We start from the raw sequence: 24,392 nt of genomic DNA on the forward strand, positions 1-24,392 counted from the left end.
CTCAGGAGCCCCCGATCACGCCTCGGCCAGGGGAAGCGTCACTTCGAAGCGGCAGCCGCCGGGGACGTTGCGCACGGCGGCCCGGCCCCGGTGCGCTTCCACGATGCCCCGGACGATGGCCAGGCCGAGGCCCGCACCGGCGGGAGGAGTACGGGCATGGGTACCGCGCCAGCCGGTGTCGAAGACCCGCGGCAGGTCCTCCTCGGGGATGCCGCCGCAGCCGTCGGTGACGGACAGGACGACTCCGTCGGAGAAGCGCTCGGCGGTGACCGCGACGGTACCGTCGGAGGGTGTCCGGCGGATCGCGTTGACCAGCAGATTGCCCAGCACTCGGCTCATCTCCTTGCCGTCCACCTCGACCGGCACCGGCTCGACGCGGTCACCGACCAGCCACACCCCGTACTCGCGGGCGAGAGCGTCCGCTCCCGCGAGGGCGTCGCCCACAAGGTCGTACACCGACATGCGGGAGGGGGAGAGGGCGAGCGCACCGGCGTGGATGCGGGAGAGCTCGAAGAGGTCCCCGACCATGCCGTTGAGGCGTTCGACCTCGGTGCGCATCTGGCGGAGGTAGCGGTGGGGGTCGGCGGCAACGCCGTCCTCCAGGGCCTCGGACATGGCGCGCAGACCGGCGAGGGGAGTGCGCAGGTCGTGCGAGATCCAGGCGACGAGTTCGCGTCTCGATGTCTCCAGGGCGCGCTCGCGGTCGCGGGACTCGGTCAGCTTCGCACTGGTAGTGGCCAACTCGCGGCTGAGTGCGGCCAGTTCAGCGGTCGCCGGGCCGTCGGGAGCCGCGAAATGGCCGCCGTCGCCGAAGGAACGGGCGGCGGCGGTGAGTGCCCGGCTGCGGGCGACGACCCACCGGCCGAGCAGCAGCGCGGTGACCAGGGAGACGACGGCCGCCATCGCCACGACCGTGGTGACGACGCTCAGGTCGTGCGAGGACAGGAACATCGCCTGCGCCACGGCCAGCGTTCCCGCGAGCATGGCGGTCACGGCCACGGCGGCGACCACGGCGAGGGATGCGGTCAGCGAGCGTCGCCGGATCAGCCACAGCACGCCCGCCCCGAGCAGTCCGGCCGCCAGAGCGCCGAGGAAGGCGAAGAGGGCGATGAGGAGGGTGTCGCTCACGGTCGGACCGCCTCCTCGCAGGGCGTGGCGTCGAAGCGGTAGCCCATTCCCCACACCGTCTGGATCAGCCGGGGCCGGGCCGGGTCGTCCTCCAGCTTGCCCCGCAGCCGGCGGACGTGGACGGTGACGGTGGACATGTCTCCGAAGTCCCAGCCCCACACCTCGCGCATCAGCTCTTCGCGGCTGTAGGCGCGGCCGTGGTTGCGCAGGAGGAAGGCGAGGAGGTCGAACTCGCGGAGTGTGAGGTTGAGCTCGGCGCCGTTCTTGGTGGCGCGGCGGGCTGCCGGGTCGACGGTGACGCCTGCCGCGTGCACGGGGCGAGCCGCGACGGCGGGCCAGGTCCGGCGCAGTACCGACTCGACCCTCAGGACCAGCTCACGGGGGCTGAAGGGCTTCGTGACGTAGTCGTCGGCGCCCACTTCCAGGCCCAGGATCCGGTCGCCCTCGTCGCCGCGGGCGGTGAGCATGATGACCGGCACGGGTCCCCGGTCACGTATCCGGCGGCACACTTCCAGGCCGTCCATGCCGGGCAGCATGAGGTCGAGCACCACCAGGTCCGGCCAGTGCGCCGCGGCCCGCACGAGCGCGGAGTGACCGTCCCCGGCCACGTCCACCTGGTACCCGGCGCGGTCGAGATAGCCGGAGACGACCTCGGAGACGGTGGGGTCGTCGTCCACGACGAGGACGCGGGTCGTACGTCCCTGCCCACGTGGAGCATGTCCGGAGTCTGGGGATTCGTGCGGCTGCTGCATGCCCCCAGCTTCCCACCGGCTTCATCGCCGTGCGGCAGGGGCGCCCCGACGTCCGCGTTTCGTAAGACCTCGACGCCCGTTTCGCTTTTGCGAATCTGGCCGTTCTCGCGACCATCGCTCCCGTCGTACGGCGTCGCCGTGTCACTCGGCGGCGCCTGAGCTCGGGAGGCGCCGACGTCGCGAGCACCCCTGCCTGCCTCCCCTCGCACAAACCAGAGCGGTGCCCTGTGTGCGGGTAGGGCGGCGTCGACGGCGGGGGCCGGGACGATCCGTCCGGAGAAGCGGTGACCGGTGACGCTTTTCCGTGGAGGCTTGAGCCGGGTTTCATGGTCACCACCCCGTCAGCAGCAGGTGGTTGAGGAGCAGGGCGAGGACGGCCTGTGCGGTGAGCCAGGCGCGGGGTCGGTCCAGGAACGCGCATGCCGGGAGCAGCCACATCGCGAACGGCAGCCAGATGCGTTCTGTTTCCGCTTTGCTCATGCCGGAGAGGTCGGCGGCGAGGAGCGCGAGCAGGGCGGCGAGGACGAGTAGGGCGAGGCGGGGTTCGGCCGTGGAGCGGCGCAGGCACGTGCGAAGACCCTGGCGGATGGGAGCCGCACCGGATCGTCGCAGTCCGGCCACCGTCGCCGGGCCCACGACGAGCGCCATGCACGCGAGGTTCGCCCACACCCAGTAGCCGTAGGGGCGGATGCCGCCGGCCCCTTGGTAGTAGCGGGTGACCAGCAGGTGGTACGCCTCCCACCAGTTGAAGCCCGCGATCGTGAAGACGGCCGGGACGACGACGAATCCGGCGAGAAGGTAAGGGAGGGGGCGCAGTCGTCGGGAGCCGAGCAGCAGGACGCCGGCGGCGATCACCACGAACAGTGTCAGCCCGTACGAGAGATAGGCGGTGAGGCCGAAGAGGAGCCCGGAGGCAAGCCCTGTCGACCGGGGCCGGTGTCCCGTGACGGCGAGGGCGAGGAAGGTGACGGCCCAGGCGGCGACCGCCGCGAAGTAGCCGTCCGCGGAGGTGCCCATCCACACGGCGGCCGGGGCCAGGACCAGGAAGGGCGCGGCCCGGCGGGCGAGCGCCTCCCCGGACAGTGCTCGTACGGTGACGAGGACTGCCACCGCCGCTGTCGCCCCGACGGTGATGCACCAGACACCCGCCCAAGCGCCGCCGCCCAGCCCGGTCCGGTCGAGGAGGACGAAGGTGAGGGTCGCCGCGGGGGGATGTCCGGCGACATGCGCGGGCCAGGCGCCGGGCGAGTGGATCAGGATGTGGTGGGTGAAGTCCCGCAGGGCGGCGGGGATGTCGTGGAAGCGGTTGACGGGGTCGATGACCTGGAGGTACTCGTACTTGGTCGTGAGCCGCCGGGCGATTCCGCGCTGCCATCCGTCAACCAGGGCGAGGGAGAACGTCCATGCCATGGCGGTGCCCCAGGCAGTGCACAGCAGCGCGCGCCAGGGCATCCGGGCGGCGAGGAGCGGCCCGTACGCGACCACGACGAGGGCCACCATGATCGCGGCGGGGGTGCCGGGGCCGACATGCGGCTCCCCATGGCCGTACAGCGGCGGCCAGCCGACATGAAGGTTCCCGTAACGGTGTTCCAGGACGGTGCCGATCACGGCCGCCGTCGTGACGAGGAGCGCTGCCGCCAGGGCCGCGGACAGGTCGCGCAGAAGATCGCGGTTCACACCGGCACGCTAAGGCCGGGGAGGGCCGGATGCGGATCGGTGAGCCTGGACGTCAGTGTTTCGTCATGTGTTGCGGGCCCCGTCCTGGCCCGTCCCGGCCTACGGTCGGGACATGCGCGACCATCGACTCCCCACCTCTCCCGGTTTCTGGCGCAGTCCGCTGCGCAGCCCCTGGTTCACCTCCGTGTTCGGTATCGTGCTGCTCGGCGGGATCACGGTGCTCTTCGTCACGGGCCTTGTGTCGTACGCCGCTTACAACCCGGATCTGTCGCCGGTGAACGACAAGACCCCGGACAAGGGCCTGCTCGGCTTCTACCTCTTCGCCTGGCCGACCGACCCGCCCTGGCTCTACCGGCTCACCCAGGGCGTCCACGTCACCCTGGGCATCGCGCTGATCCCCGTACTGCTGGCGAAGCTGTGGTCGGTCCTGCCAAAGCTGTTCACCCTGCCGCCCGTGCGATCCCTCGCGCATGCGCTGGAGCGGATCTCGCTGCTTCTGCTGGTCGGGGGCGCGCTGTTCGAGTTCACCACAGGCATGCTGAACATCCAGCTCGACTACCTCTTCCCCGGCTCCTTCTATCCGCTGCACTTCTACGGCGCCTGGGTGTTCTTCGCGGCGTTCGTGACGCACGCGGTGCTGCGGGTGCCTGCCGCGGTACGCAATCTGCGCCACCTGCGCGACGAGGAGAACGAGCTCGTCTCCCCGGACCCCGCCCCGCCCACCGTCTCGCGCCGCGGCGCCCTCGCCTTCGTCGGCGGCGGATCCCTGCTCCTGCTGCTCACGACGGCGGGCCGGAACTTCGACGGACCGCTGCGGGCAACGGCTCTGCTCGCGCCGCACGGCGGCCCCGAACCGGGTTCGGGACCCGGCGGTTTCCAGATCAACAAGACGGCCGCGTCGCGCGGGATCAGCATGGCCGAGACGAGTGACGAGGCGTGGCGGCTGGTCGTCGAGGGGCAGGGACGGAGGGTCCGGCTGAGCCGGGCAGAGCTGCTGCAACTCCCCCTGCACAGCGCGGCGTTGCCCATCGCGTGCGTGGAGGGCTGGTCGACGTCCGACCAGTGGTGGCGGGGTGTACGCCTGCGGGATCTGGCGGCGCTCGTCGGGTACGAGAGCGGCGCGGCGCCCGACGTCATGGTGGAGTCGCTCCAGCAGCACGGGGCGTTCCGCCGGGCTGCCTTGCGCGACAACCAGGTACGCGACCCGCGTTCCCTGCTCGCCCTGTTCGTCAACGGCGAGCCTCTCACCCCGGACCACGGCTACCCGGCGCGGATCATCGTCCCGGCGGCGCCCGGCGTGCTCAACACCAAGTGGGTGGCACGGATGACCTTCGGAGAACTGTGATGCGACGACATGTGATGCGACGGCTCAAGGTGCGCCCGCGCGTGGGCAGCCCGCTTCAACTCCTGCTCCTTGCTTGCTCGTTCGCGCTCGTCGGATACGCGGGTGTGCGGCTGCTCGCGGACGACTGGCTCTCTGTCGTGCTGTGGTTCGTGGGCGCGGCGCTGGTGCACGACCTGCTGTTGCTGCCTCTGTACGCGGGCGCGGACCGGGTCGTCGCGCGGGGGCTGGGCGTGGTCGGCCGCCGGGAGTGGACGGTTTTCGTGCGCGTCCCGGCGGCGTTCTCCGGCCTTCTGCTGCTGATCTGGTTTCCGCTGATCAGCGGGAAAGTGGCGGACCACTACCGTTCCGCCACCGCCCTGTCCGGCGACGAATTCCTGTCCCGCTGGCTTTTGATCACCGCGGCACTGTTCGGCGGCTCGGCGGTGGTGCTCCTGCTGCGGTCCCTGCGGTTGCGCAGGGCGACGAAGGAGCGGCCGCCGGTCGTCCACTGACGCTCCGGGCGCCAGCCGGCACGTGTCGCGAGCCGGAGCAGGGCCGATGTGCCGAGACGGGCCCAGGGGAAGGGCGGACCGGCCGTGCCGTGAGCGCCGGCGGTGATGCTCACGACGTGGACGGTGACGCGTTCGTCGACCTCACTGTCCGGGACCGTCTCGGCGACCAACAGGCCTTTCTGGCCGAGGAGTTGAGACATCCGCCGGAGAAGGGCGGTCGGGTCGCCGCCGATGCCGATGTTGCCGTCGATGAGGAGGACCGTGTCCCAACGTCCTTCGGCCGGGAGCGGCTCGAAGACGGAGCGTTGCAGAGCCTGGCCGCCGAGCCGCACCGTGCGGGCGACGGCGGCTTCGCTCACATCGACGCCGAGCACCCGCCGGCCCCGGGCCGCGAGTTCGGCGACGAGCCGCCCCGGACCGCACCCCACATCGAGTACAGCGCCTTCACAGTGCTCCAGAACATCCATGTCCACCGCGTCGGCCCTGGCACACCAGCGTTCCACCTCCAGCGGAAGCAGCCAGCCGTCGGCGCGACGTAGGAAGAGCGGCCCCCGGCCGGTGGCGAGGGCCTCGGAGTAGGGGTCGGCAGCCCAAGGGAGCGGAGCGCCCATCGACGCAACAGGCGCCAGTCGATCCCGGGCGACCGCTCTCGGCGACGTGATCTCATGTGCGGTGCTCATCGGCCGGCAGCCGCCCCGAGACGCCCCAGTTCGGCGGCGAAGCGGCTTCCCGGCGCAGCCGCGGCCACCGCCTCCGCGTCGCCGACGGTGTCCACGTCTCGCAGGCGGGGCAGCTCGCGTACGCGCAAGCCCGCGACGGCGAGCCGTTCACGCTGCACGGCACCCGTCCTGGGCGTGGACATCGGCACACCCCGCAGCAGCTCGGGGTCCGGGTGGGCGAGGCCCAGCGCCCAGAAGCCGCCGTCCTCGGCCGGCCCGAAGTACGCGTCGCAGCCGGCGAAGTCGACGGTGAGCAGTGCGGGCGTCACCTGGGGGGTGTCCATGCCGATGAGCAGCGCGGGCCCGTCGCAGCCGGCGAAGGCGACGGCCAGCCGCTCGTCCAGACCTCCCGCGCACTGCGGGACGACGTCGAAGCCGGGAGGGAGCCAAGGGCCGGGAGCGCCGTCGAGTACCAGCACGCGGCGCCGGGCGGGTGTGGCCGCCACCGTGCGCAGGGTGTCCACGAGCGCCGCCTCGGCGAGCGTCGCCGCTTCGCGAGGCGTGAACGGCGGGGTGAGCCGGGTCTTCACCCGTCCTGGCCGCGGTTCCTTGGCGATGACGAGGAGAGTGGTCACTGAGCGGTTCCTCCTGGGAGTACGGCGAATGAGTCGGCACCTGCCCCGGCCCAGGGCACCGGTGGTTCGGCCAGGACGCGGCCCATGTCCCGTACCGCTTGCCAGGTTCCGCGCCAGGTACCGGTGACCTTGGAGGCACCGGTGCGCGGCAGGTAGGGCACGTCGTGCTCGACGACACGCCAGCCGGCGTCGGCCGCGTGCACGACCATCTGCAGTGGGTAGCCACTGCGGCGGTCCGTGAGTTCCAGGGCGAGCAACTGTTCACGACGGCCCGCACGGAGTGGACCGAGATCGTGCAGACGCAGCCCCGTGCGGCGACGCAGCATCCGTGCCAGCGCCACGTTGCCCAACCGGGCGTGCACGGGCCAGGCGCCCCGGCCCTGGGGACGGCGCCGCCCGAGCACCAGGTCGGCCTCACCGTCGCGCACCTCGCGCACGAAGGGCACGAGCAGAGACGGGTCGAGGGAGGCGTCGCAGTCGCAGAAGCACACAATGTCCGCGGTGGCCGCGGTCAGCCCGGCGTGACAGGCGGCGCCGAAGCCGCGACGCGTCTCACGCACGACGGTCGCGCCGAGGTCGCGGGCCAGTTCGGGCGAGCCGTCCGTGGATCCGTTGTCCACCACGATCGCGCGCCATGTGGGCGGGATGCGGGCGAGGACCCAGGGCAGGGCCTCGGCCTCATCCAGACAGGGGAGCACCACGTCGACGGTCGCCGAGGTCGTCTCCGCTTCCGATTGCGTTGCTGGAGAAGTCGTCACGGCTTTCACCCTACGAAGACAAAAGGCATGTAAGGGACTTTGGCTCCTTACGAAACGCGGACGTCGAGGGAGGGAGCAGAGCACCGAGGTGCGGTCGGCAGGAGGCCGGTTGCGTGCGTGAGCGCCACGTGCCTCCGATGCTCAACCGGCTGTGCCGCACGCAGGGTCACCGGCATACCGGACACGGAGACCCGACGTGCGAATGCTGCCCGTCTCCCTCATCCGCCGTCGTGTCGCGGTCACCACGATGCCCGCGGAGCCGGGCGGCCGTGGTGCAGGCGACGACCTTGGCGGCCCACGTGTCGACCCCAGCCGTCGCGGTGGCAACCGGTATCTCCCCGGCGACGCGCTGCTGCTCGGCCGCCGGTCCGTCGGCGGGGCGCCGTCCGCCTCCCGCTCCGCCGCGGCAGGCCCGGTCGAGTACTACTCCTCGCGCAGCCCTGCTCTCGCGAACTCCCTCATGCCCTCCTCGAAGCCGACCTCGGCCTTCCAGCCCAGTTCGGCCCGCAACCGCGAGGAGTCGGCCGTGATGTGCCGTACGTCCCCCAGGCGGTACTCCCCCGTCACCACGGGCTCGGGTCCGCCGTACGCGGACGCCAGCGCCCGCGCCATCTCGCCGACCGTGTGGGGCTCCCCGCTGCCGGTGTTGTACGCCGCCAGCGCTCCGGCCGGGGACTCGGTCTCGAGCGCCGCCACATTGGCCGCCGCCACGTCCCGTACGTGGACGAAGTCCCGCCGCTGGCCGCCGTCCTCGAAGACACGCGGTGCCTCACCGCGGGCGAGCGCGGACCGGAAGAAGGACGCGACCCCCGCGTACGGGGTGTCGCGTGGCATGCCCGGCCCGTACACGTTGTGGTAGCGCAGCGAAACCGCCGAGCCGCCCGTCGACCGGGCCCAGGCCGAAGCCAGATGCTCCTGGGCCAGCTTGGTCGTCGCGTACACGTTCCGGGGATCGACCGGAGCGTCCTCGCCGACCAGCCCCGGCGTCAGCGGCTCCTCGCACCGCGGGCACCGGGGCTCGAAACGCCCTGCGGCCAGATCGGCCACGGCCCGGGGGCCGGGTCGTACCGTCCCGTGCCGCTCACACCCGTACGAGCCCTCGCCGTACACGACCATCGAGCCGGCCAGTACGAGCCGCCCCACCCCCGCGTCGGCCATGGCGGAAAGCAGCACCGCGGTACCGAGGTCGTTGCGCGACACGTACTCGACCGCGTCGGCAAACCCCTTCCCAAGCCCCACCATCGCCGCCTGATGGCACACGGCGTCCACACCCGGCAGAGCGGCCGCGACCGCCTCCGCGTCGCGTACGTCCTGGCCGTCACGAAGGTCGAACACGACCGCCTCGTGCCCCCGTGCGGTCAGCGCTTCGACGACATGACACCCGATGAACCCGGCTCCGCCGGTGACCAGTACTCGCATACGCGAACGCTAGGAGCTTGAGCACCCCGCACGGCAGCGCCGCGCCCATCACGTCACGGGTCCGTAAGACCTCGCCAGATGCAGCAGCCCATGGCACATCACTTCGGGGCCGACTCGGTCAGGAAGGCACATCCGCCGTCCTGTTCATGACGTCTGCGATGGGGCGCCGCGCCGTGAAAGGCGCGAGTCACCGCTCCGGGCCCCCGCACGGCGAACTTGGCCAACCCGTAGGCGCTCTCGTCGAAGCCCTCGATCAGACCGGGGTCGACGTTACCGCGACCACACTGCCCCGCCCTCGCTCCACCATGCGGGGCCTTCTCACCGCTGGATGAGCGGCAACGGTGGCAGGCGAGCCGCAAGCCGGACCGCCACCGAATTCTCCGGGGCCGACGGAAGTTCTTACGAGAAGCTGACGCGGGACCGAAACATCTTCTTCCCACCGGCCCCACAGGCAACTCTGGCTCTGCACGTCACCGACCGGTGGTGGCGGCGAGGTATGAGGAGTCAGGCGTGAGCAGGCACACCAGGCGCAGGCCGAAGTCGCAGGTCCGAATGACCATCGCCGGGGCCGGCATCCTCGCGTCGGCGGCGGTCGCGACCACGGTGGCCATCGCCTCGGCGGGCGAAGTCCCCCGCGCCCACGAGGACGTGACGACGAAGAGTGCCAGGACGGGAGCCGACCACGCCGTCTTCGTACAGGGCAACGAGCTCGCCGGAAACACCATCCACGTCTTCAAGCGCGGCGAGGACGGAAAGCTGACCACCGCGGGCACTTACGCATCCGGCGGCAAGGGCGGGGACCAGGTCGACGCGCCCACCGACTCCCTCGCCTCCCAGGGTTCACTCGTCTACGATCGCGGCTCGCATCTGCTGCTGGCGGTCAACGCGGGCAGCGGCACCGTGACCTCGTTCCGGGTCGAGGGACAGAAATTGACGAATCGTCGGGTGGTGCGCTCGGGTGGGGACTTCCCCTCGTCCATCGCGGTGTCCGGCAACCTCGCCTACGTCATGAACGCAGGAGGCGCGGGCAGCGTCCAGGGCTTCAGGATCACGCCCAACGGACTTGAGCCGCTGGGCGGTTCGTATCGCTCCCTGGGGCTGAAGAACGACAAGGTGCCGTTGTTCAGCAGCTCACCCGGCCAGGTCGCGTTCACGCCGGGGGGCCGTGAGCTGGTCGTCACCACGAAGTCCGCCAACACCATCGAGGTGTTCCCGATGCGACGCGACGGACGTCCCGCACACCGGCCGAAGGTGAACGACTCGGCCGGCGGCGTGCCGTTCGCGATCACCTTCGACAAGGCAGGCCGGATGCTGGTGGCCGAGGCCGAGAAGTCGACGGTCAGTACGTACAAGGTGCTCGCCGACGGCAGCCTCAAGGTCGTCCAGAAGCCCCTGGCCAACGGTCAGAACACGCTGTGCTGGCTGGAGCGCGCCGGCGACTTCTTCTACGGCGGCAACACCGGCAACTCGACCGTCACCGGCTACCGCAGCGACCGGCGCGGCAGGCTCGCGCTCACCAACGAGGTCGGCATCGCCACCCCGCCGTCGGCGATGTCCCAGGGGGTCATCGACCTGGCGGTGACGCAGGACGAGAAGTTCCTGTACGTGCAGAACGGGACCTCCGGCACCGTCGACGGCTTCCGCATCGGCAGGAACGGCTCCCTCACCAAGGTCACCACGGCCACCGGACTGCCCCCCTTCGCCGAGTCCGGCATGGAGGGCATAGCCGCGGTGTAAAGAAGCTGCCACCGCGGCCGGGCGCCCTGGAGACTCCACTCCGGGGCGCCGAACCCGTTCCGACGCAGCAAGGAGTGCGCAACGCCGGTCACCGATCCCGCAGCCGACAGACCATGCGGGCCGGACGCGCCCAGCCGACTGGAGCACCAGTGGGGAACAGACAGACGAGGTCCTCTGCTCTGGCCTCGCCGCGCGATCGGCGAGGCCGGTGTCGAGTCGGAGGGGAATCACCCCGGCGGACGGTTTCCAGCGTTCCACGGCACCACACAAGATCTTACGAAGCCCTTACGCAGCCGTCTCAAATGACGTAACACGCCTACGATCACAGCGTGTTGACCATCCGAAACATCACCCTCGTCACTGTCGCGCCCCTTGTGCTGGCTGTGGCGGGCGCCGCGCACCCGCATGGTCTGTCCAGGGCGACGGCCACGGACTGGACACAGTTGCACATCGCGCTGCTGCCGGTCTTTCCCCTGCTCACGCTCGGCCTCCTCGTCCCTCTGTGGCACCGCCCCCGACCAGACCTCGCGGGCTTCGCCACGGCGGTGGCCTGGACGAGTGCGTTCACGTACGCGGCCTTCTACACCGGTCTCGACGCGGTGGCCGGTATCGCGGCGGGAACCGCGGTCGAGCACGCTGCCGGGACAGCGAACATAGGGCCGATCAAGTACCCGCTCTACGACACAGGTGAGTCGCTCGGGGAGGTCGGCGCCTACGCCCTCATCGTCGCCGTCGCGGCCACGGCGGTCGCGCTCTTCCCGAAACACGGCGTGCGCGTTGTTCCCGGCACGGTGGTTCTCCTGGTGGCCGGCTGGTCCTTCACTGACAGCCACATCTTCTGGCCCCGCGGTGTATGGACCATGCTCGGTTTCGCGCTGGGCTTCGCTCTGCTCGCCGCCGGGACCAGAAGCAGCGAATCCGTTCCGCGCCGCGCCTGAGCGGGACGGGTGGCTCCGCAGCGCATCGCCGCCATCGCACGAGCCGGTTTCAAACCCACACCCGCGAAACGACGACTTGCCGGCGGCACGCAGTCGAGCTGGGCGTGGGCAATCCGGGCACGACCAACAGCGACGGTACGCCGCATACGGCACGTTCCTTCGTCACCTGGAACACCGCGCCGATCTCCGATGCGCTGGTCTCGAGTGCGAAGCTGAGCCTGTGGAACTTCCATTCGGGTAACACGGACTGCAAGGCTTACCCCTGGGGTGTCTACAGCACGGGCAAGGCGTCCACGGCCTCGCGCCGGACATCCCAGCCGGCCCGGGCCGCGACCGCTTCGGCGACCTCGACGGAGACCAAGGGCAACCCCGGTTGCACCGCGGCGCCGGACGGCCGGGTCCGGCCGCGCCGACCGGACGCGGGCCGGTGCCGCGGGGACGCCTTCGCGCGCGCCGAGCCGGGCGTGCGGCCACACGCGGCGCGGCAGAACTCCCCCTCCTCGCACCGGTTCCCGCGAACTCCCGGGCTCGGTGGCGCGGTGCTCGGTGGCGCAGGGCTCGGCGCCCCCGACGTCCGCGTTTCGTAAGGAGCTCAAGACCGATATGCGCCAGGTGCGTTCGTAGGGTGAAACCGTGACTCTCCCACCCCCGGACGTCGACGTCGTCCTCCCCTGCCTGAACGAAGCCGAGGCGCTGCCCTGGGTCCTCGCCCGGATCCCCGACGGCTGGCGTGCCCTCGTCGTCGACAACGGCTCCACCGACGGTTCGGCGGACATCGCCCGCGCGCTCGGCGCGACCGTCGTGCACGAGTCGCGCCGGGGCTTCGGCGCCGCGTGTCACGCGGGACTGAGCGCCGCCACCGCCGATGTCGTGTGCTTCTGCGACTGCGACGCCTCCCTGGACCCCACGCTGCTCGTGCCGTTCGTCCACGAGGTCCGCTCAGGCGCGGCCGACCTGGTCCTCGGCCGGCGCCGGCCGAGCGGCCGGGGCGCCTGGCCCGTGCACGCCCGCGCGGGCAACCTGGCGCTGGCGCGCATGCTGCGCAGCCGCACCGGGCTGCGCCTGCGCGACCTCGGACCGCTGCGTGCCGCCCGCCGCGAACCACTGCTCGCCCTCGGCCTCACCGACCGGCGCAGCGGCTACCCCCTTCAGATGGTGGTACGAGCCGCCGACGACGGCTGGCGGATCGCCGAGCACGACGTGCCGTACCGGCCGCGCACCGGCGCCTCGAAGGTGACCGGCACCTGGCGCGGCACCTGGCAGGCGGTACGCGACATGAGCCGCGTCCTGCACGAGACACCCACCCACGCAGGAGGAACCGTCCGATGACCACGCTTCTCGTCATCGCCAAAGAACCCAGGCCGGGGCGCGTCAAGACGCGGCTCACCCCGCCGTACAGCCCCGAGGAGGCGGCCCTGCTCGCGGCGGCCGCCCTCGCCGACACCCTGCGCACCGTGGCCGCCGTGCCCGCGTCGCGGCGGGTGCTCGTCCTCGACGGCTCCCCCGGTCCCTGGCTGCCGCCCGGCTTCGACGTCGTGCCGCAGTGCGCGGGCGGACTGGACGAGCGGCTGGCGGACGCCTTCGCGGGCTGCACCGGCCCGGCCCTGCTCATCGGTATGGACACCCCGCAGGTGACGCCCGAGCTGCTCACGATGGACTTCTCGGACTGTGACGCCTGGTTCGGTCCGGCGGCGGACGGCGGCTTCTGGTCGATCGGCCTGGCCCGCCCCGACCCCGGCCTGCTGCGGGGAGTGCCCATGTCGACGCCGGAGACCGGGGCCGTGCAGCGGGAGCGGCTGGTCTCCGGCGGGCTCCGGGTGCGCGACCTGCCGTGTCTGCGGGACGTCGACACCGCCGACGACGCCCACGCGGTCGCCGCCCTGATCCCGCACAGCCGCTTCGCCTCACGGCTGGCCCGCCTCTCGACGCCGGCGGGCCGCCGATGAGCACCACCGTGCCCCCGTGGGCGGCCGCCGACTCCTACGCCGCCGCCCTGCACGCCGGACGGGGTCCGCTGTTCCTGCGCCGGGACGACGGCTGGCTGCTGCCCCTGGAGGTGGAACGGTGGTGCGCCCGCGCCGACCCGGTCGACCGGGACGTACTGGACCGGTGTGAGGGCGCCGTGCTGGACGTCGGCTGCGGGCCGGGCCGGCTGGTCGCGGAACTCGCCGCACGGGGCCGGGTCGCCCTCGGTATCGACGTCAGCGAGGCCGCCGTCGACCAGACCGTGCGGCTCGGCGGCCGGGCGCTGCGGCGCTCGGTCTTCGATCCGTTGCCGGGCGAGGGCCGTTGGGGCACCGTCCTGCTCATGGACGGCAACGTCGGCATCGGCGGCGACCCGCTCGCCCTCCTGGACCGGGCGGCCGCCCTGCTGGCCCCCGGCGGGCTGCTGATCGCCGAGACCGCGCCGGTGGACGTCGACGAACGCGTCCACGTCCACATCACCGACGCGCACGCCGCCGTCGGCGCTCCTTTCCCCTGGGCGCGGCTCGGCACCCCGGCGCTGCTGCGGTACGCCCGAGGCTGGGCGGTCGCCGGCCGGTGGACGGCCGGCGACCGCCGCTTCCTCGCGCTGCGCAGCGGCGGCGCGGACGGCGGCGCCGAGCCGCCGGAGAGCCCGGCGGCGATCAGCGACCGGCGGGTGAGGATCCCGGCCGCCGTCAGGCGGGTGCCCTGCCGGTAGCGCCGGTCCGCCCGGCCGGCCGCTGCCGCCCGCGCTGTCGCTGCCGCACTGCCGCACTGCCGCACTGCCGACGGTCAGCGGTAACCACCTGGGCGGATCTCGTATGCCTCCGACCGTGGGCCGGGGCGCCCCGGCCCACGGTGGCGTGCGAGTCATGACGAAACGCTGACGTCCGGCCCGGACCGCGGTAATTGTCCGTCCTCCCGGCCTAGCGTTCCGGATGTGACCCGCACTCTTCAGCCTGTCGAAACGGAAACGCGCACCCTGCGCCCCGGACGGTCCCGCGGCCTCCGCCGTGACCTGTACGCCGCCGGCGCCGCCGCCCTGCTGGTGACGGCCACTGATCGGCCGCCACATCCAGGACACCCACCACACCCTGCGTGTCGGCTGGCCTCCGCTGCTGGGGACCTGGGGACCCCACCTGGGTCCCGGGACCCCGGCGGCCGTCCTGGTGGCGACAGCGGTCGTGACGCACGGTCCCGCCCTCGCGGCGCGTCTGCGCTGGCGGTCCCTGCTCCCGCTGGCGTGGGGAACCTCCCTGCTCTGGACGGCCACGCAGGCCGTCGCGCAACACCGCGGCCGGGGCCATGCTCGCACTGCTCCTCAACCATCTGCTGATGACCGGCTGGTGAGCCCGGCGGCCGTACCCGACCGCAGCGTCAGCGGGGCCGCCGCACGGCGACGGGTACGGCCTCGGCGGCTGGAGGTGGCTGCCACGGCCCGGACGTCGGGTCCGCCGGGTCCGCCGGGCACGCTGATCCGCGGCCGGCTGCCGGACATGTCCGGGCCGGATCGCTGTCGGCGCCACCGCCCTCGCCCTGCGGATGACCGACGCCGCCGATCCTTACGGATCACTGACGTCCACCGGCCCACCCGCTGACAGCGCCGCGCCGGTGCCAGACTCAGTGGGGTGAAACGCGTACTCGTCGTGGACGACGACCCCACGGTCTCCGAGGTCGTCGCCGGATATCTGGGCCGGGCCGGCTTCGCCGTCGCCGTGGCCGCCGACGGTCCGACCGCCGTGGCCCTGGCCGCCGCCCGGCCGCCCGACCTCATGGTGCTCGACCTGATGCTGCCCGGCATGGACGGACTGGAGGTGTGCCGCCGCGTCCGCGAGGACGGCCCACTGCCGGTGATCATGCTGACCGCGCGCGGCGACGAGGAGGACCGCGTCCTCGGCCTGGAGGTCGGCGCGGACGACTACGTCACCAAGCCCTTCAGCCCCCGCGAGCTGGTCCTGCGCGTCGAGTCGGTGCTCCGCCGCGCGGGGTCTCTCGCAGCCGTCCGGTCCGAGCCCGTGGAGCCATGGCTGCGCAGCGGTCCGCTCGCCCTTGATCCCACCGGCCGGCGCGCCACCCGCGCCGGCGCCGAACTCGCCCTCACGATCCGCGAGTTCGACCTGCTGGAGTTCTTCATTCGGCACCCCGGACGGGCGACGAGCCGCGAGGAGCTCATGCATCAGGTGTGGGGCTGGGAGTTCGGGGACCTGTCGACCGTGACCGTCCACGTGAGGCGGCTGCGCGAGAAGGTCGAGGACGACCCCGCCCAGCCCCGCCTGATCAGCACCGTATGGGGGGTCGGATACCGCTTCGACCCTCCTCGGGCGGACGAGGCCGACGGGACCGACGGGACCGACGGGAGGGGAGCCGGCGATGGTGGCTGACACACTGCTCATCGCCCTGTACGCGGCCATCGGCGCGGTTGCCGCCGGGCTGACCGGCGCCATGGCCCTGCGGCTGCTGCGCAACCGGTCGGTCGCGCTGTCGCTGGCCGTGGTCGCGGCCGTCACGGTCGCCGCGATGCTCGCCGGAACGATGCTGGTGTCCTGGGCGATGTTCCTCTCGGACCACGACCTGTGGGTGGTGACGATGGTCTGCTCCATCGCCGCCGCCGTCTCCCTCGTCGTGGCGCTCCTGCTGGGCCGCAGCGTCGTCAAGGGCAGCCGGGCCCTGACCGAGGCCACCCGCGCCCTCGGCGACGACGGCACCTTCATCCCGCCCGCCACCGCGCCCACCGCCGAACTCGCGCAGCTGAGCAACCAGTTGGCCGCCACCAGCGCCAAGCTGACCGCCTCGCGGGAGCGGGAGAGGGCGTTGGAGGCCTCGCGCCGCGAGCTGGTGGCCTGGATCTCCCACGATCTGCGCACACCGCTGGCCGGACTCCAGGCGATGACCGAGGCGCTGGAGGACGGCATGGTGCAGGATCCGCGCGTGTACCTCGCCCGCATCCGTAACGAGGTCGCGCGCATGAGCGACATGGTCAGCGACCTCTTCGAGCTCTCCCGCATCCAGGCCGGCGTCCTCGCGCTGACCCCGACCCGCATGTCGGTGTACGACCTGGTCGGCGACGCCATCGCGGGCGCCGACGCCCTGGCCCGGGAGCACGGCGTGCGACTGGTGGGCAGCCGCGTGGAACAGGTGCCCGTGGAGGTCGACGGCCGTGAGATGTCCCGTGTCCTGACCAATCTCCTCGTCAACGCCATCCGCCGCACCCCCAGCGACGGCACCGTCGCCGTCTCCGCCCGCCGTGAGGCGGACCGCGTGGTGCTCGCGGTGACCGACGGCTGCGGCGGCATTCCGCCGGAGGACCTGCCCCGGGTCTTCGACACCGGCTGGCGCGGCACGGACGCCCGCACCCCGCCCGCCGGGGCCGGGCTGGGGCTGGCCATCGTCCGCGGGATCGTCGAGGCCCACCAGGGGCGGGCGGCCGTCAGCAACGTGCCGGGCGGCTGCCGTTTCGAGGTCCACCTGCCCGCGGCGGTCTGAGCTCCGCACCGGACGACGAGCGGCCGGTGCGAGGCCGGACAGGCCCCGCACCGGCCTCACCCGGCTGCTCGCGTCCCACGCCGACCTCGGGCGGTGGCCGCCGTCATCGCGACGGTGGCCGCCTCCGTCGTCGGGCGAGCCGCCGTACGGCCATGACCAGGGCCGTTCCCGCGGCCACCGCCAGCATCGCGATCAGCCAGTTGCGCGGGTAGTCCAGTGGCAGCACGGAGGAGTTGGCCCTTCGGCCCGGCCGCAGCAGCACCGGCAGCGCCACCACCGTCAGCCCTCCCGCGACCACCAGCGCCCCGCGAACCGGCCCGCGCGCCCCGCCACGCACCAGCACCAGCCCGGTCAGCAGCACCAGCGGCGCGATCACCGCGTCGTGCAGGACCACCGCCCCGCCCCACCACACCAGGACGCCGGTCAGGTCCCGCACGTCGAGCAGCAGCCACACACCCGCGCACATGAACACCGCACCCGCCGCGCCCGCGAGCACACGCAGTGTCTTCACGACAGCACCTCCAGCCGGCCGACCCACTTGGTCTGCAGCACGCCCGGCCGGTTCGGGGCGATGAGCCGGGCCGGGTAACCGTGGTCGGGGTCGAGTTCCTCGCCGTTCAGACGGAGCGCGAGCAGGGTCAGCGGATCGCGGGCGTGCCGATGGCCCATCTCCGACACCCGGTAGCCGCCGCGCAGTTGCAGCGACACCACCCGCACCCGTACCTCCGGGGACGCGCCCGCCCGCTCCAGCAGGTCCGCCACCCGCACGCCCGACCAGTGGGCGGACCTGCTCCACCCCTCCACACAGGCGATCGGCAGCTCCACCTCGTGCTGCGGCAGCGCGCGCAGCTCGTCCAGCGTGAGGGTGTACGGCCGCGGGCCGGCCACGAACAGGCGGTACTCCCGGTCGGCGACCCGGCCGACCCCGGCCGCCGCCGCGGTCCGGTTGACGGGCAGGCCCTGCGGGCCCCGGTCCGGATGCCGGGGGGCGAACAGGAGGAACGCCTTGAGCGGAGTGAAGGACTGACCGACCGTCGTGAGGGTGACCGCGCCGACGGAGGCACCCACCGCGGTCAGCAACGACCGCCGGTCGGCGGCGTCCTGCGCCGGCAGCGCCAGGGTCCCGGGCGACCGCCGACGCCAGTGGGCCCGGATCTGCGGGGCCTTGACGGCGATGTGGAGCAGCAGCGCCCCGGTCACCAGCCACGCCACCGCGTAGTGCACCGGCACGAACGAGAACGGCCACGGATACCACTGGACCGTGTTCAGCAGGCCGGTGGTCAGTTCGAAGACGGACCCCGCGACCAGTACGGCGACCGACGCTCGCTCCAGCGCGTGCCGAGGCGACCGCAGCGGCGGCCACTCGAACAGCCGTGGATACACCGTCCACAGTTTGGCGAGCAGGAGCGGAGTCGCGGCGATGCCGGAAGCGACATGCAGGCCCTGGGTGAGCCGGTAGCCCCAGGACGGGCGGCTCGGGATGCCGCCGGCCGCCCAGTCGGGCGGATGCTGCATGAAGTGGCTGATCAGTCCGGTGACGAAGCAGACGGCGAAGGCCGCTCCCAGCCAGCGGCCGATGGAGGTCGCCGTGCGGGCGTCGTGCAGCCTGCCCGTGAAGACCGGCGTGGGGAAACGCAGTTTCATGCCCCCATCCCACCGGGCCTGTGTCCGATCCGGAACGATCGAGCCCCTTACGGAACAGGGACGTCTTCGGGCTTCTCACCTCGACCCCCCGGCCGCCGCAGCGGCGATGCGCGCGGGAGGGCGGCCCGTTGCGCCAAGTTCTTACGGAGACATGACACCGCGCCGAAGTCCCGCGGTCACGTTGATCCCACCCGTAACCATGGTTGCGGTCGGCCTCCTCACCCCCGACGTCGGACATCCGACCGGGGTGTGACCCGCAGTCGGCACGCGGTGCGCACAGACCATGCGGCCCGCACAGACCCCTTTCCCGAACCCCCGGAGGAATTCCATGCGACACAACGCGCGCAAGCGATCGAAGACAGCGCGTCGGGCCATCGCCGCGGCGGCGGGCCTGGCGCTCGGCGCGGGAGGGCTGATCGTGGTCAACGTGTACGCCTCGGCCCATGAGAGCGGCAACGGCTACTCGACGAAACGCGCCTCCCAGGGGGCGGGCCAGGTCCTGTCGGCCGGAGCCGCCACGATCAGCTGCCCGGACGTCGGGGCGAAGCTGACCTCGGTCCCCGGTCGGGCGCGAGCGCAGGTCGACAGGGAACTGGCGCTCCTCGACCAGCAGGTGGCCGAGGCGTACCAGCGGCTGCAAAATGCGGCGGGGGCCATCCAGCGGGACGGCGGCTTCGCCGACAACGCGATCATGGGACCGCTCAAGGACAAGCGGGTCGCGACCATCGACCGGATCGCGATCGCCATCGGCCGGTCGGGCACCAGGCCGCAGGGCCTCGAATCCCTCGCCGCCTGTTCGCTGCGCGCGTCCGGCGATCAGCAGGGCACCGGCCAGGGCCAGGGCGGCGCCGGCCGGAACGGGAACGGCGGCCGGGCCGGCAACGGCCCTGTGGCCGCCGACTTCGTGGACATCACCACGGTCCGGCCGAACGTGCGCACCCCCCGCATCTCGCGCCGCGCCTCACAGGGCACCTTCACCACACGGTGCGGCGTCAACGCGAACAAGCTGTACAACTCCGACAACATCATCGTCGCCCCCGGTGTGGGCAACGGCGCGCACCACACGCACGACTACGTCGGCAACCAGGACAACAACGCGTTCACCAGCAACGACCAGTTCGCCGCCGCCGGGACCAGCTGCCGCAACCAGGGCGACAAGTCGACGTACTACTGGCCGGTGCTCCGTCTCCAGGACGGCACCCGGGAGTTCGACGCCCAGCGGCAGGGCGGCGGCGCCGAGGGCAACACCGGCCGCATCCTGACCGCTTCCGAGGTCACCCTGGACTTCGTCGGCAGTCCGCGGGGCAAGGTGGTGGCGATGCCCAAGTTCCTGCGGATCATCACCGGCGACGCCAAGGCGTTCACCAACGGCACCGCGAACGCCAACGCGGCCTGGAGCTGCACCGGCTTCGAGAACCGGCAGCTGACGGACAAGTATCCGATCTGCCCCGAAGGCAGCCGCCTGGTCCGTACGTCCAACTTCCAGAGCTGCTGGGACGGCCGGAGCATCGACAGCGCCAACCACCGCGCGCACGTCGCGTTCGCCGATCCGCGGACCGGCGCCTGCCCGAGCGGCTTCAAGGCCGTCCCGAAGCTGGTCCAGCGCCTCGTCTACGACGTGGACGCCCCCAGCCTCGGCGACAACGGGAAGTCGAGCCCGTTCTACGCAGTGGACGGCTTCCCGGAGCAGATGCACAAGCCGATCACCGACCACGGCGACTTCATCAACGTCTTCGACGAGAGCCTGATGAACCGGATGGTCCAGTGCATCAACACCGGCCGGAAGTGCCGCTGATCCCCGTCTGCGGCCACCTGAACGGCCCGGGGCAGGTCAGAGGCTGGTCAGGATCTGCGGGGAGAGGTTCTTGATCATGGTGTTGGTCCAGCGCATCTGCCGCAGGGTCTGCGGGTGGCAGGACGAGGCGAGCGCCAGGAGCCGGTCGTCCCTGCCGGCCTGAGCGGCCTGGGCGAGCATCTCCCAGTACAACGAGTTCTCGGTCGCGCCCAAATGCAGCTCCCGCAGGTCGCGGAGCAGCAGCAGACCGGGCTCGGGACACCGGCCCACGGCTTTCGCGGCTCTCTCCGCGAGTGCCGCGAGGACACCGGAGTCGGACGGGCCGGACGGGTCCGGCGCCCCGCCGAGATCCGAGCCGTGGTCGTGGCCCGCCTCGGCCAGGCGTCGCACGTGCTCACGTGACCAGAGCGCGAGGTCGGTGGCCACGTGGAAGACCTCGGGCTCGGCGCGGTGACGTTCCGCCACCGCGACCAGGTCCTCGGCGAGATGTCGCTCGCCGTGGTGCAGAGCGCGCAGGGTCAGGGCGACGCCGTTCACCGGGCGCCCTCCTCACGGCCGCGCCCTGTGGCCTCGTCGTACTGGGCGGCCAGGGCGGAGGGACCGCCCACCGTCGGGGAGACACCGACGCGGCCGGACCCGGACGGCGCCGACGCCGTGGTCGTCGGGGCGGGAGCAGCCCGGCCGTCACCGCGTTCGACGAGCGTGAGGGCCGCCGCGGCGGTCTTGAACAACGGCTGTTTGGAGACCGGGTCCCAGTCGGTCACGGCCGTCTCGTTGGCGGCACGCCCGGGCGTTCCCCCGTCCGGGCCATTGCCGCCCGGGGTGTCCCAGTAGCCGTAGTGGAACGGCACGAACAGCAGCCCCGTCCGGATGCCGGTGACCCTGACCCGTGCCCGCAGCGCGCCCCGGGGCGTGGAGACCTCCACCAGGTCCCCCTCGCCGAGATCCCGCTCGGCCGCGTCGGCGACGGACACCTCCACCCAGACGTCCGGCGCGGCCGCGTTCAGCTGCGGGACGCGCCCCGTCTTGGTCCGGGTGTGGAAGTGGTAGATCGTCCGCCCCGTGGTGAGCTGGTACGGGTACCGCGCACCTGGCTCCTCGTGGGGCGGCAGGTAGGCGGCCGCCTTGATCATCGCCTTGCCGTCCGGGTTGAGGGACCGGTATTCCACCGCGCTGTCCGACGCACCGGTGACGAGGTCCTTGCCGTACGTCTCGCACCTGTCGGGGTGCGCCCAGCTGACGCCGTCGGTGTAGAGACGTTCCGTTCCGTCCGGGGCGTCCTCGTTGCACGGCCACTGGATGCCGGACGGTCCGCGCAGCTTCTCGTAGGTGAGGCCGGTGTAGTCGCACGGCCGGCCGGCGCTGCACCGTTTCCACGCCTCGAACGCCGACTCCGGGTCGTGCCAGTGGACCAGCGGACCGCCGTCCTTGTCGCGGAACTCCATGCGCCGGGCGTAGTCGAGGAAGATGTCGAGGTCCGGCCTGGCCTCGCCCGGCGGGTCGACGGCCTTGTCGGACAGGTGGACGGTGCGGTCGGCGTTCGTGAACGTCCCGGTCTTCTCACCCCAGGTCGCGGCCGGCAGCACCACGGGCACGCCGCGTACCGGAGGTCGAGCAGGAAGCGGGCGGCGACACAGCCGACGGGCCGTGCTCCCGTGGTTCCCGCGGGGAGGGCAGGGTTCGCGGCCGGATGCCGGTCCCTCCACCGGCCGGCGACGGATGCGCGTCGGGACGTTCAGTACGCGTCCGAGCCGCCCAGGCCGGTGAGCGCGCCGACCGGGTCCGGGTCGGGGGTGCCGCGCGGCCACCAGTCGTCCTGGCCCGGTTCCGACTCGTACGCGTACCACAACCCGTCGTGGCCGAAGCGGAGTTGGACATGGCCCTTGGGGTGGGTGAGGTGGTTGTGGCGCGGGCGGAAGGCGGGCAGGTCGGCGGCGAGGAGAAGCGGCCGGGCCCGGTCGAAGCGTCCGGCGGGCGGATCCCAGGTCTCCTCCAGGACGGTGAGGCCGTCCGGTCCGCCCTGCCGCCAGGCGGCCACCGCGCGCGCCAGTTCGGAAGGGGTACGGCCGACGGCGGCGGCGAGCGCGGCGTAGAGGGCCCGGGTGGAGACGGTGAGCCCCGAACCGGGGCGGGACGCGGCAAGTCGCACGGCGTCCCGCCAGAGGCCGAGTTCACCGATCTCGTCCTCTCCGGTGGCCAGCAGCGCGTGGGCGCGGGCGGCCGCGTCGGTCGCGAGGTGGTCGAGCGCGAAGGAGTCGGGCCCGTCCGGCGCGGACGGGTAGGCCGGGGGCTGTTCGGGATGCGCGGGCACGGGCATCGGAGCGGGCAGCGGCGGCAGCCGGCGTTCGGCGAGGGCCTCGGCGGCCCGCACGCCGGGCAGGGGCTCCGGTTGCTGTTCCTGTGCGGCGCGGGCCGCACGGGTCGCGTTACGGCGGGACAGCGCGTCGAGCACCTCCCGTTCGCCCCGGCCGCGCAGCAGGAGCAGCACGAACGGGTCGGCGTCGAGCAGCCGGGCGGTCTGGTAGCAGAGGGCGGCCGCGTGCTTGCAGGGGTGACCGCGGTCGGGGCAGCTGCACTGCGGCTCGAGGTCGCCGGGGCCGGGCAGCAGAGGCACCCCGCAGTCCGCGAGGGACTCGGGCATCTCCTTGTCGAGGAGCGCGGCGATGTGTCCGGGGCGTTCCACCGCCGCCTCCAGGAAACGCTCCCAGTCCTCGCTCCCGAGGGTGCGCAGCCGCACCTGCACGCGGTAGGGGCGGGGCCGGCTGCCCTGCACGTAGGCCAGGACATGCCCGGGGGTGACGGTGATCGCGTCCACGTTCCCCTGTTCCGCGTAACCGCGTCCGCGGGCGAGGCGCTTGGGGTCGAGGGCACCCTCTTCGAGTGCGGTGACCCAGGCGTTGCCCCACCAGGTCCCGGCGAAGGGGCCGCAGGCCCGAGGGGGGAAGGCGGGGAAGGTGCGCCGGTGGTCGCCGTCCCGTGCGGGGGCGGCCATGGAGCGGGGTGCGGGGTGCGGTTCGTGAGGCCGCGGCTGGGAGTGTTCGCCTCCCGGAGCGGTCGCGGAGGGTGAACTCGTTTCGAGCGCCGCGATGTCGACGGGAGCGGCTTCCGGCTCGACGGGCTCCCCCGGCTCCTCCGCCGGCATCTGGAAAGCGCCCGCGAGCGCCTCCCGTACGGCCCGCGCTCGTTCCTCGGCTACGGAGTCGCCCGTGCGGCCGGGCCGCCGGGCTTCGGCGGAGCGTGCGTCGCCGCGGGCCCGGCCGCCACCGCGTCCGGCCCCGCGCGCGGTCTGCGGCCGGCCTTCGGCCATGCCCTGCCGAGCCTGCGCGCGAGCCGCGCGCAGGGCCTCCCGCGCGATGTCCCCGGGCCGGGAGCCGGCCGCGGCCCGCGTGACGTGCGCCTGCGCGGACTCCGACGAGGCGTCCCGCGTCGCGTCCTGCGTCGAGGCGTCCCGCCTCGGGGTGTCCTGCATCGAGGCGCCCGGCGTGGCGTCCTGCCTCGGGACGCCCTGCGTCGAGGTGTTCAGCGCCGGGGCGTCCTCCGGCGAGGTGTCCGCCGGGGAGGCGTCGTCCCTCGGCGAGGCACCCGCCGACGAGACATTCACCGACGAGGCCTCCCCCGGTGCGGCTACCGCCGGTCGTGCGGAACGCTCCGCGGGGCCGGCAGCGGCCGCCGGGGAGACGGCATCCCTCGGCGGGACACCCGCAGGCGAGGCACCCGCCGACGAGACATTCACCGGCGGAGCGTCCCCCGGTGCGGCTACCGCCGGTCGTGCGGAACGCTCCGCGGGGCCGGCAGCGGCCGCCGGGGAGGCTTCCGCGGGAAGGGACTCGTGCGACGGTGCTGGAGAGGGCCCCCGGTGCGGCTGTCCCCGCAGCGGTTCGGGTGGCCGCTTCCGCGGCGGGCGTTGGGAGCCGCCCTGCGGTTCCGTGTGCCTCTCCGGGTGCTCCTGCGACCGTTCCTGCAACC

At 72.7% G+C, this 24,392-nt stretch carries 20 protein-coding genes and 2 pseudogenes; 10 read left to right on the top strand and 12 right to left on the bottom strand.

Features of this window, described 5'->3' with window-relative positions:
- Nucleotides 1–15: 15 nt before the first annotated feature.
- The 3 genes from OHS71_RS09605 to OHS71_RS09615 all read right to left on the bottom strand — a co-directional run bounded on the left by OHS71_RS09605 (nt 16) and on the right by OHS71_RS09615 (nt 3,557).
- Nucleotides 16–1,128, bottom strand: coding sequence for a sensor histidine kinase (locus tag OHS71_RS09605; protein ID WP_328478826.1), 1,113 nt, complete (start codon nt 1,126–1,128; stop codon nt 16–18).
- Entirely contained in the window at nt 1,125–1,880 is a 756-nt protein-coding gene (locus OHS71_RS09610; protein ID WP_328478828.1) for a response regulator transcription factor, read from the bottom strand. Before OHS71_RS09610 ends, OHS71_RS09605 begins: the two co-directional genes overlap by 4 nt.
- A gap of 330 nt (nt 1,881–2,210) precedes the next feature.
- The gene (locus OHS71_RS09615; RefSeq protein WP_328478830.1) at nt 2,211–3,557 is read right to left on the bottom strand and encodes a hypothetical protein; all 1,347 of its coding nucleotides are present in this window, start codon (nt 3,555–3,557) and stop codon (nt 2,211–2,213) included.
- Nucleotides 3,558–3,669: 112 nt separating this feature from the next.
- Here OHS71_RS09615 and OHS71_RS09620 point away from each other — a divergent pair, with 112 nt between their 5' ends.
- Complete coding sequence (locus tag OHS71_RS09620) at nt 3,670–4,902, top strand: molybdopterin-dependent oxidoreductase (protein WP_328478832.1); 1,233 nt, start codon at nt 3,670–3,672, stop codon at nt 4,900–4,902.
- Between the two features lie 337 nt (nt 4,903–5,239).
- Here OHS71_RS09620 and OHS71_RS09625 read toward each other — a convergent pair whose 3' ends face one another.
- From OHS71_RS09625 to OHS71_RS09640, 4 genes are all read right to left on the bottom strand, one after another.
- Nucleotides 5,240–6,073, bottom strand: coding sequence for a class I SAM-dependent methyltransferase (locus OHS71_RS09625; RefSeq protein WP_443046889.1), 834 nt, complete (start codon nt 6,071–6,073; stop codon nt 5,240–5,242).
- Complete coding sequence (locus OHS71_RS09630; RefSeq protein WP_328478834.1) at nt 6,070–6,687, bottom strand: TIGR04282 family arsenosugar biosynthesis glycosyltransferase; 618 nt, start codon at nt 6,685–6,687, stop codon at nt 6,070–6,072. Before OHS71_RS09630 ends, OHS71_RS09625 begins: the two co-directional genes overlap by 4 nt.
- Nucleotides 6,684–7,454, bottom strand: coding sequence for a glycosyltransferase family 2 protein (locus OHS71_RS09635; RefSeq protein ID WP_328478836.1), 771 nt, complete (start codon nt 7,452–7,454; stop codon nt 6,684–6,686). The genes OHS71_RS09630 and OHS71_RS09635 overlap by 4 nt, the downstream gene beginning before the upstream one ends.
- A gap of 414 nt (nt 7,455–7,868) precedes the next feature.
- Nucleotides 7,869–8,864 carry an NAD-dependent epimerase/dehydratase family protein gene (locus OHS71_RS09640; protein WP_328478838.1) on the bottom strand — a complete coding sequence of 332 codons (996 nt, stop codon included), beginning with the start codon at nt 8,862–8,864 and terminating at the stop codon, nt 7,869–7,871.
- 510 nt (nt 8,865–9,374) lie between these two features.
- On the opposite strand from OHS71_RS09640, the gene OHS71_RS09645 reads away from it, so the two are divergent.
- The 8 genes and pseudogenes from OHS71_RS09645 (at nt 9,375) to OHS71_RS09680 (ending at nt 16,987) form a co-directional block, all read left to right on the top strand.
- Complete coding sequence (locus OHS71_RS09645; protein WP_328478840.1) at nt 9,375–10,601, top strand: lactonase family protein; 1,227 nt, start codon at nt 9,375–9,377, stop codon at nt 10,599–10,601.
- Nucleotides 10,602–10,930: 329 nt separating this feature from the next.
- Nucleotides 10,931–11,539, top strand: coding sequence for a hypothetical protein (locus OHS71_RS09650; RefSeq protein ID WP_328478842.1), 609 nt, complete (start codon nt 10,931–10,933; stop codon nt 11,537–11,539).
- An 89-nt stretch (nt 11,540–11,628) separates the two neighbouring features.
- Nucleotides 11,629–11,934: pseudogene (locus tag OHS71_RS41315) on the top strand (hypothetical protein); the annotation flags it as partial.
- A 238-nt stretch (nt 11,935–12,172) separates the two neighbouring features.
- Nucleotides 12,173–12,868: a glycosyltransferase family 2 protein gene (locus tag OHS71_RS09655; protein ID WP_328478844.1), complete on the top strand. Its 696-nt coding sequence runs from the start codon at nt 12,173–12,175 to the stop codon at nt 12,866–12,868.
- Complete coding sequence (locus OHS71_RS09660) at nt 12,865–13,485, top strand: TIGR04282 family arsenosugar biosynthesis glycosyltransferase (RefSeq protein ID WP_328478846.1); 621 nt, start codon at nt 12,865–12,867, stop codon at nt 13,483–13,485. Before OHS71_RS09655 ends, OHS71_RS09660 begins: the two co-directional genes overlap by 4 nt.
- On the top strand, nt 13,482–14,222 hold the full coding sequence (locus OHS71_RS09665) for a class I SAM-dependent methyltransferase (RefSeq protein ID WP_328478848.1): 741 nt from the start codon (nt 13,482–13,484) through the stop codon (nt 14,220–14,222). The genes OHS71_RS09660 and OHS71_RS09665 overlap by 4 nt, the downstream gene beginning before the upstream one ends.
- Before the next feature lie 910 nt (nt 14,223–15,132).
- A complete protein-coding gene (locus tag OHS71_RS09675) occupies nt 15,133–15,885 on the top strand; it encodes a response regulator transcription factor (protein ID WP_328478850.1) in 753 nt (250 codons plus the stop codon).
- Nucleotides 15,875–16,987 carry a sensor histidine kinase gene (locus OHS71_RS09680; RefSeq protein WP_328478852.1) on the top strand — a complete coding sequence of 371 codons (1,113 nt, stop codon included), beginning with the start codon at nt 15,875–15,877 and terminating at the stop codon, nt 16,985–16,987. Before OHS71_RS09675 ends, OHS71_RS09680 begins: the two co-directional genes overlap by 11 nt.
- Before the next feature lie 103 nt (nt 16,988–17,090).
- Here the strand turns inward: OHS71_RS09680 and OHS71_RS09685 are convergent, their stop codons facing one another.
- A complete protein-coding gene (locus OHS71_RS09685) occupies nt 17,091–17,498 on the bottom strand; it encodes a hypothetical protein (RefSeq protein WP_328478853.1) in 408 nt (135 codons plus the stop codon).
- Entirely contained in the window at nt 17,495–18,631 is a 1,137-nt protein-coding gene (locus tag OHS71_RS09690; protein ID WP_328478854.1) for a molybdopterin-dependent oxidoreductase, read from the bottom strand. Before OHS71_RS09690 ends, OHS71_RS09685 begins: the two co-directional genes overlap by 4 nt.
- A gap of 328 nt (nt 18,632–18,959) precedes the next feature.
- Here OHS71_RS09690 and OHS71_RS09695 point away from each other — a divergent pair, with 328 nt between their 5' ends.
- On the top strand, nt 18,960–20,426 hold the full coding sequence (locus tag OHS71_RS09695; RefSeq protein ID WP_328478856.1) for a DUF1996 domain-containing protein: 1,467 nt from the start codon (nt 18,960–18,962) through the stop codon (nt 20,424–20,426).
- Between the two features lie 36 nt (nt 20,427–20,462).
- Here OHS71_RS09695 and OHS71_RS09700 read toward each other — a convergent pair whose 3' ends face one another.
- The 3 genes and pseudogenes from OHS71_RS09700 to OHS71_RS09710 all read right to left on the bottom strand — a co-directional run bounded on the left by OHS71_RS09700 (nt 20,463) and on the right by OHS71_RS09710 (nt 24,027).
- Nucleotides 20,463–20,963: a hypothetical protein gene (locus tag OHS71_RS09700; RefSeq protein ID WP_328478858.1), complete on the bottom strand. Its 501-nt coding sequence runs from the start codon at nt 20,961–20,963 to the stop codon at nt 20,463–20,465.
- A pseudogene (locus OHS71_RS09705) lies at nt 20,960–22,015 on the bottom strand (molybdopterin oxidoreductase family protein); the annotation flags it as partial. The gene OHS71_RS09700 and the pseudogene OHS71_RS09705, both read right to left, overlap by 4 nt.
- Before the next feature lie 146 nt (nt 22,016–22,161).
- Complete coding sequence (locus OHS71_RS09710) at nt 22,162–24,027, bottom strand: SWIM zinc finger family protein (RefSeq protein WP_328478860.1); 1,866 nt, start codon at nt 24,025–24,027, stop codon at nt 22,162–22,164.
- Between the last annotated feature and the right edge of the window lie 365 nt (nt 24,028–24,392).

Origin of the sequence: Streptomyces sp. NBC_00377, assembly GCF_036075115.1 — a bacterium.
In the GTDB taxonomy this organism is placed as follows: domain Bacteria; phylum Actinomycetota; class Actinomycetes; order Streptomycetales; family Streptomycetaceae; genus Streptomyces.

Bases quoted from the DNA above. Each gene is read 5' to 3' on its own strand.
- OHS71_RS09610 (WP_328478828.1), bottom strand. From the start codon at position 1,880: ATGCAGCAGCCGCACGAATCCCCAGACTCCGGACATGCTCCACGTGGG.
- OHS71_RS09620 (WP_328478832.1), top strand. From the start codon at position 3,670: ATGCGCGACCATCGACTCCCCACCTCTCCCGGTTTCTGGCGCAGTCCG.
- OHS71_RS09625 (WP_443046889.1), bottom strand. From the start codon at position 6,073: ATGAGCACCGCACATGAGATCACGTCGCCGAGAGCGGTCGCCCGGGAT.
- OHS71_RS09640 (WP_328478838.1), bottom strand. From the start codon at position 8,864: ATGCGAGTACTGGTCACCGGCGGAGCCGGGTTCATCGGGTGTCATGTC.
- OHS71_RS09660 (WP_328478846.1), top strand. From the start codon at position 12,865: ATGACCACGCTTCTCGTCATCGCCAAAGAACCCAGGCCGGGGCGCGTC.
- OHS71_RS09665 (WP_328478848.1), top strand. From the start codon at position 13,482: ATGAGCACCACCGTGCCCCCGTGGGCGGCCGCCGACTCCTACGCCGCC.
- OHS71_RS09680 (WP_328478852.1), top strand. From the start codon at position 15,875: ATGGTGGCTGACACACTGCTCATCGCCCTGTACGCGGCCATCGGCGCG.
- OHS71_RS09690 (WP_328478854.1), bottom strand. From the start codon at position 18,631: ATGAAACTGCGTTTCCCCACGCCGGTCTTCACGGGCAGGCTGCACGAC.
- OHS71_RS09695 (WP_328478856.1), top strand. From the start codon at position 18,960: ATGCGACACAACGCGCGCAAGCGATCGAAGACAGCGCGTCGGGCCATC.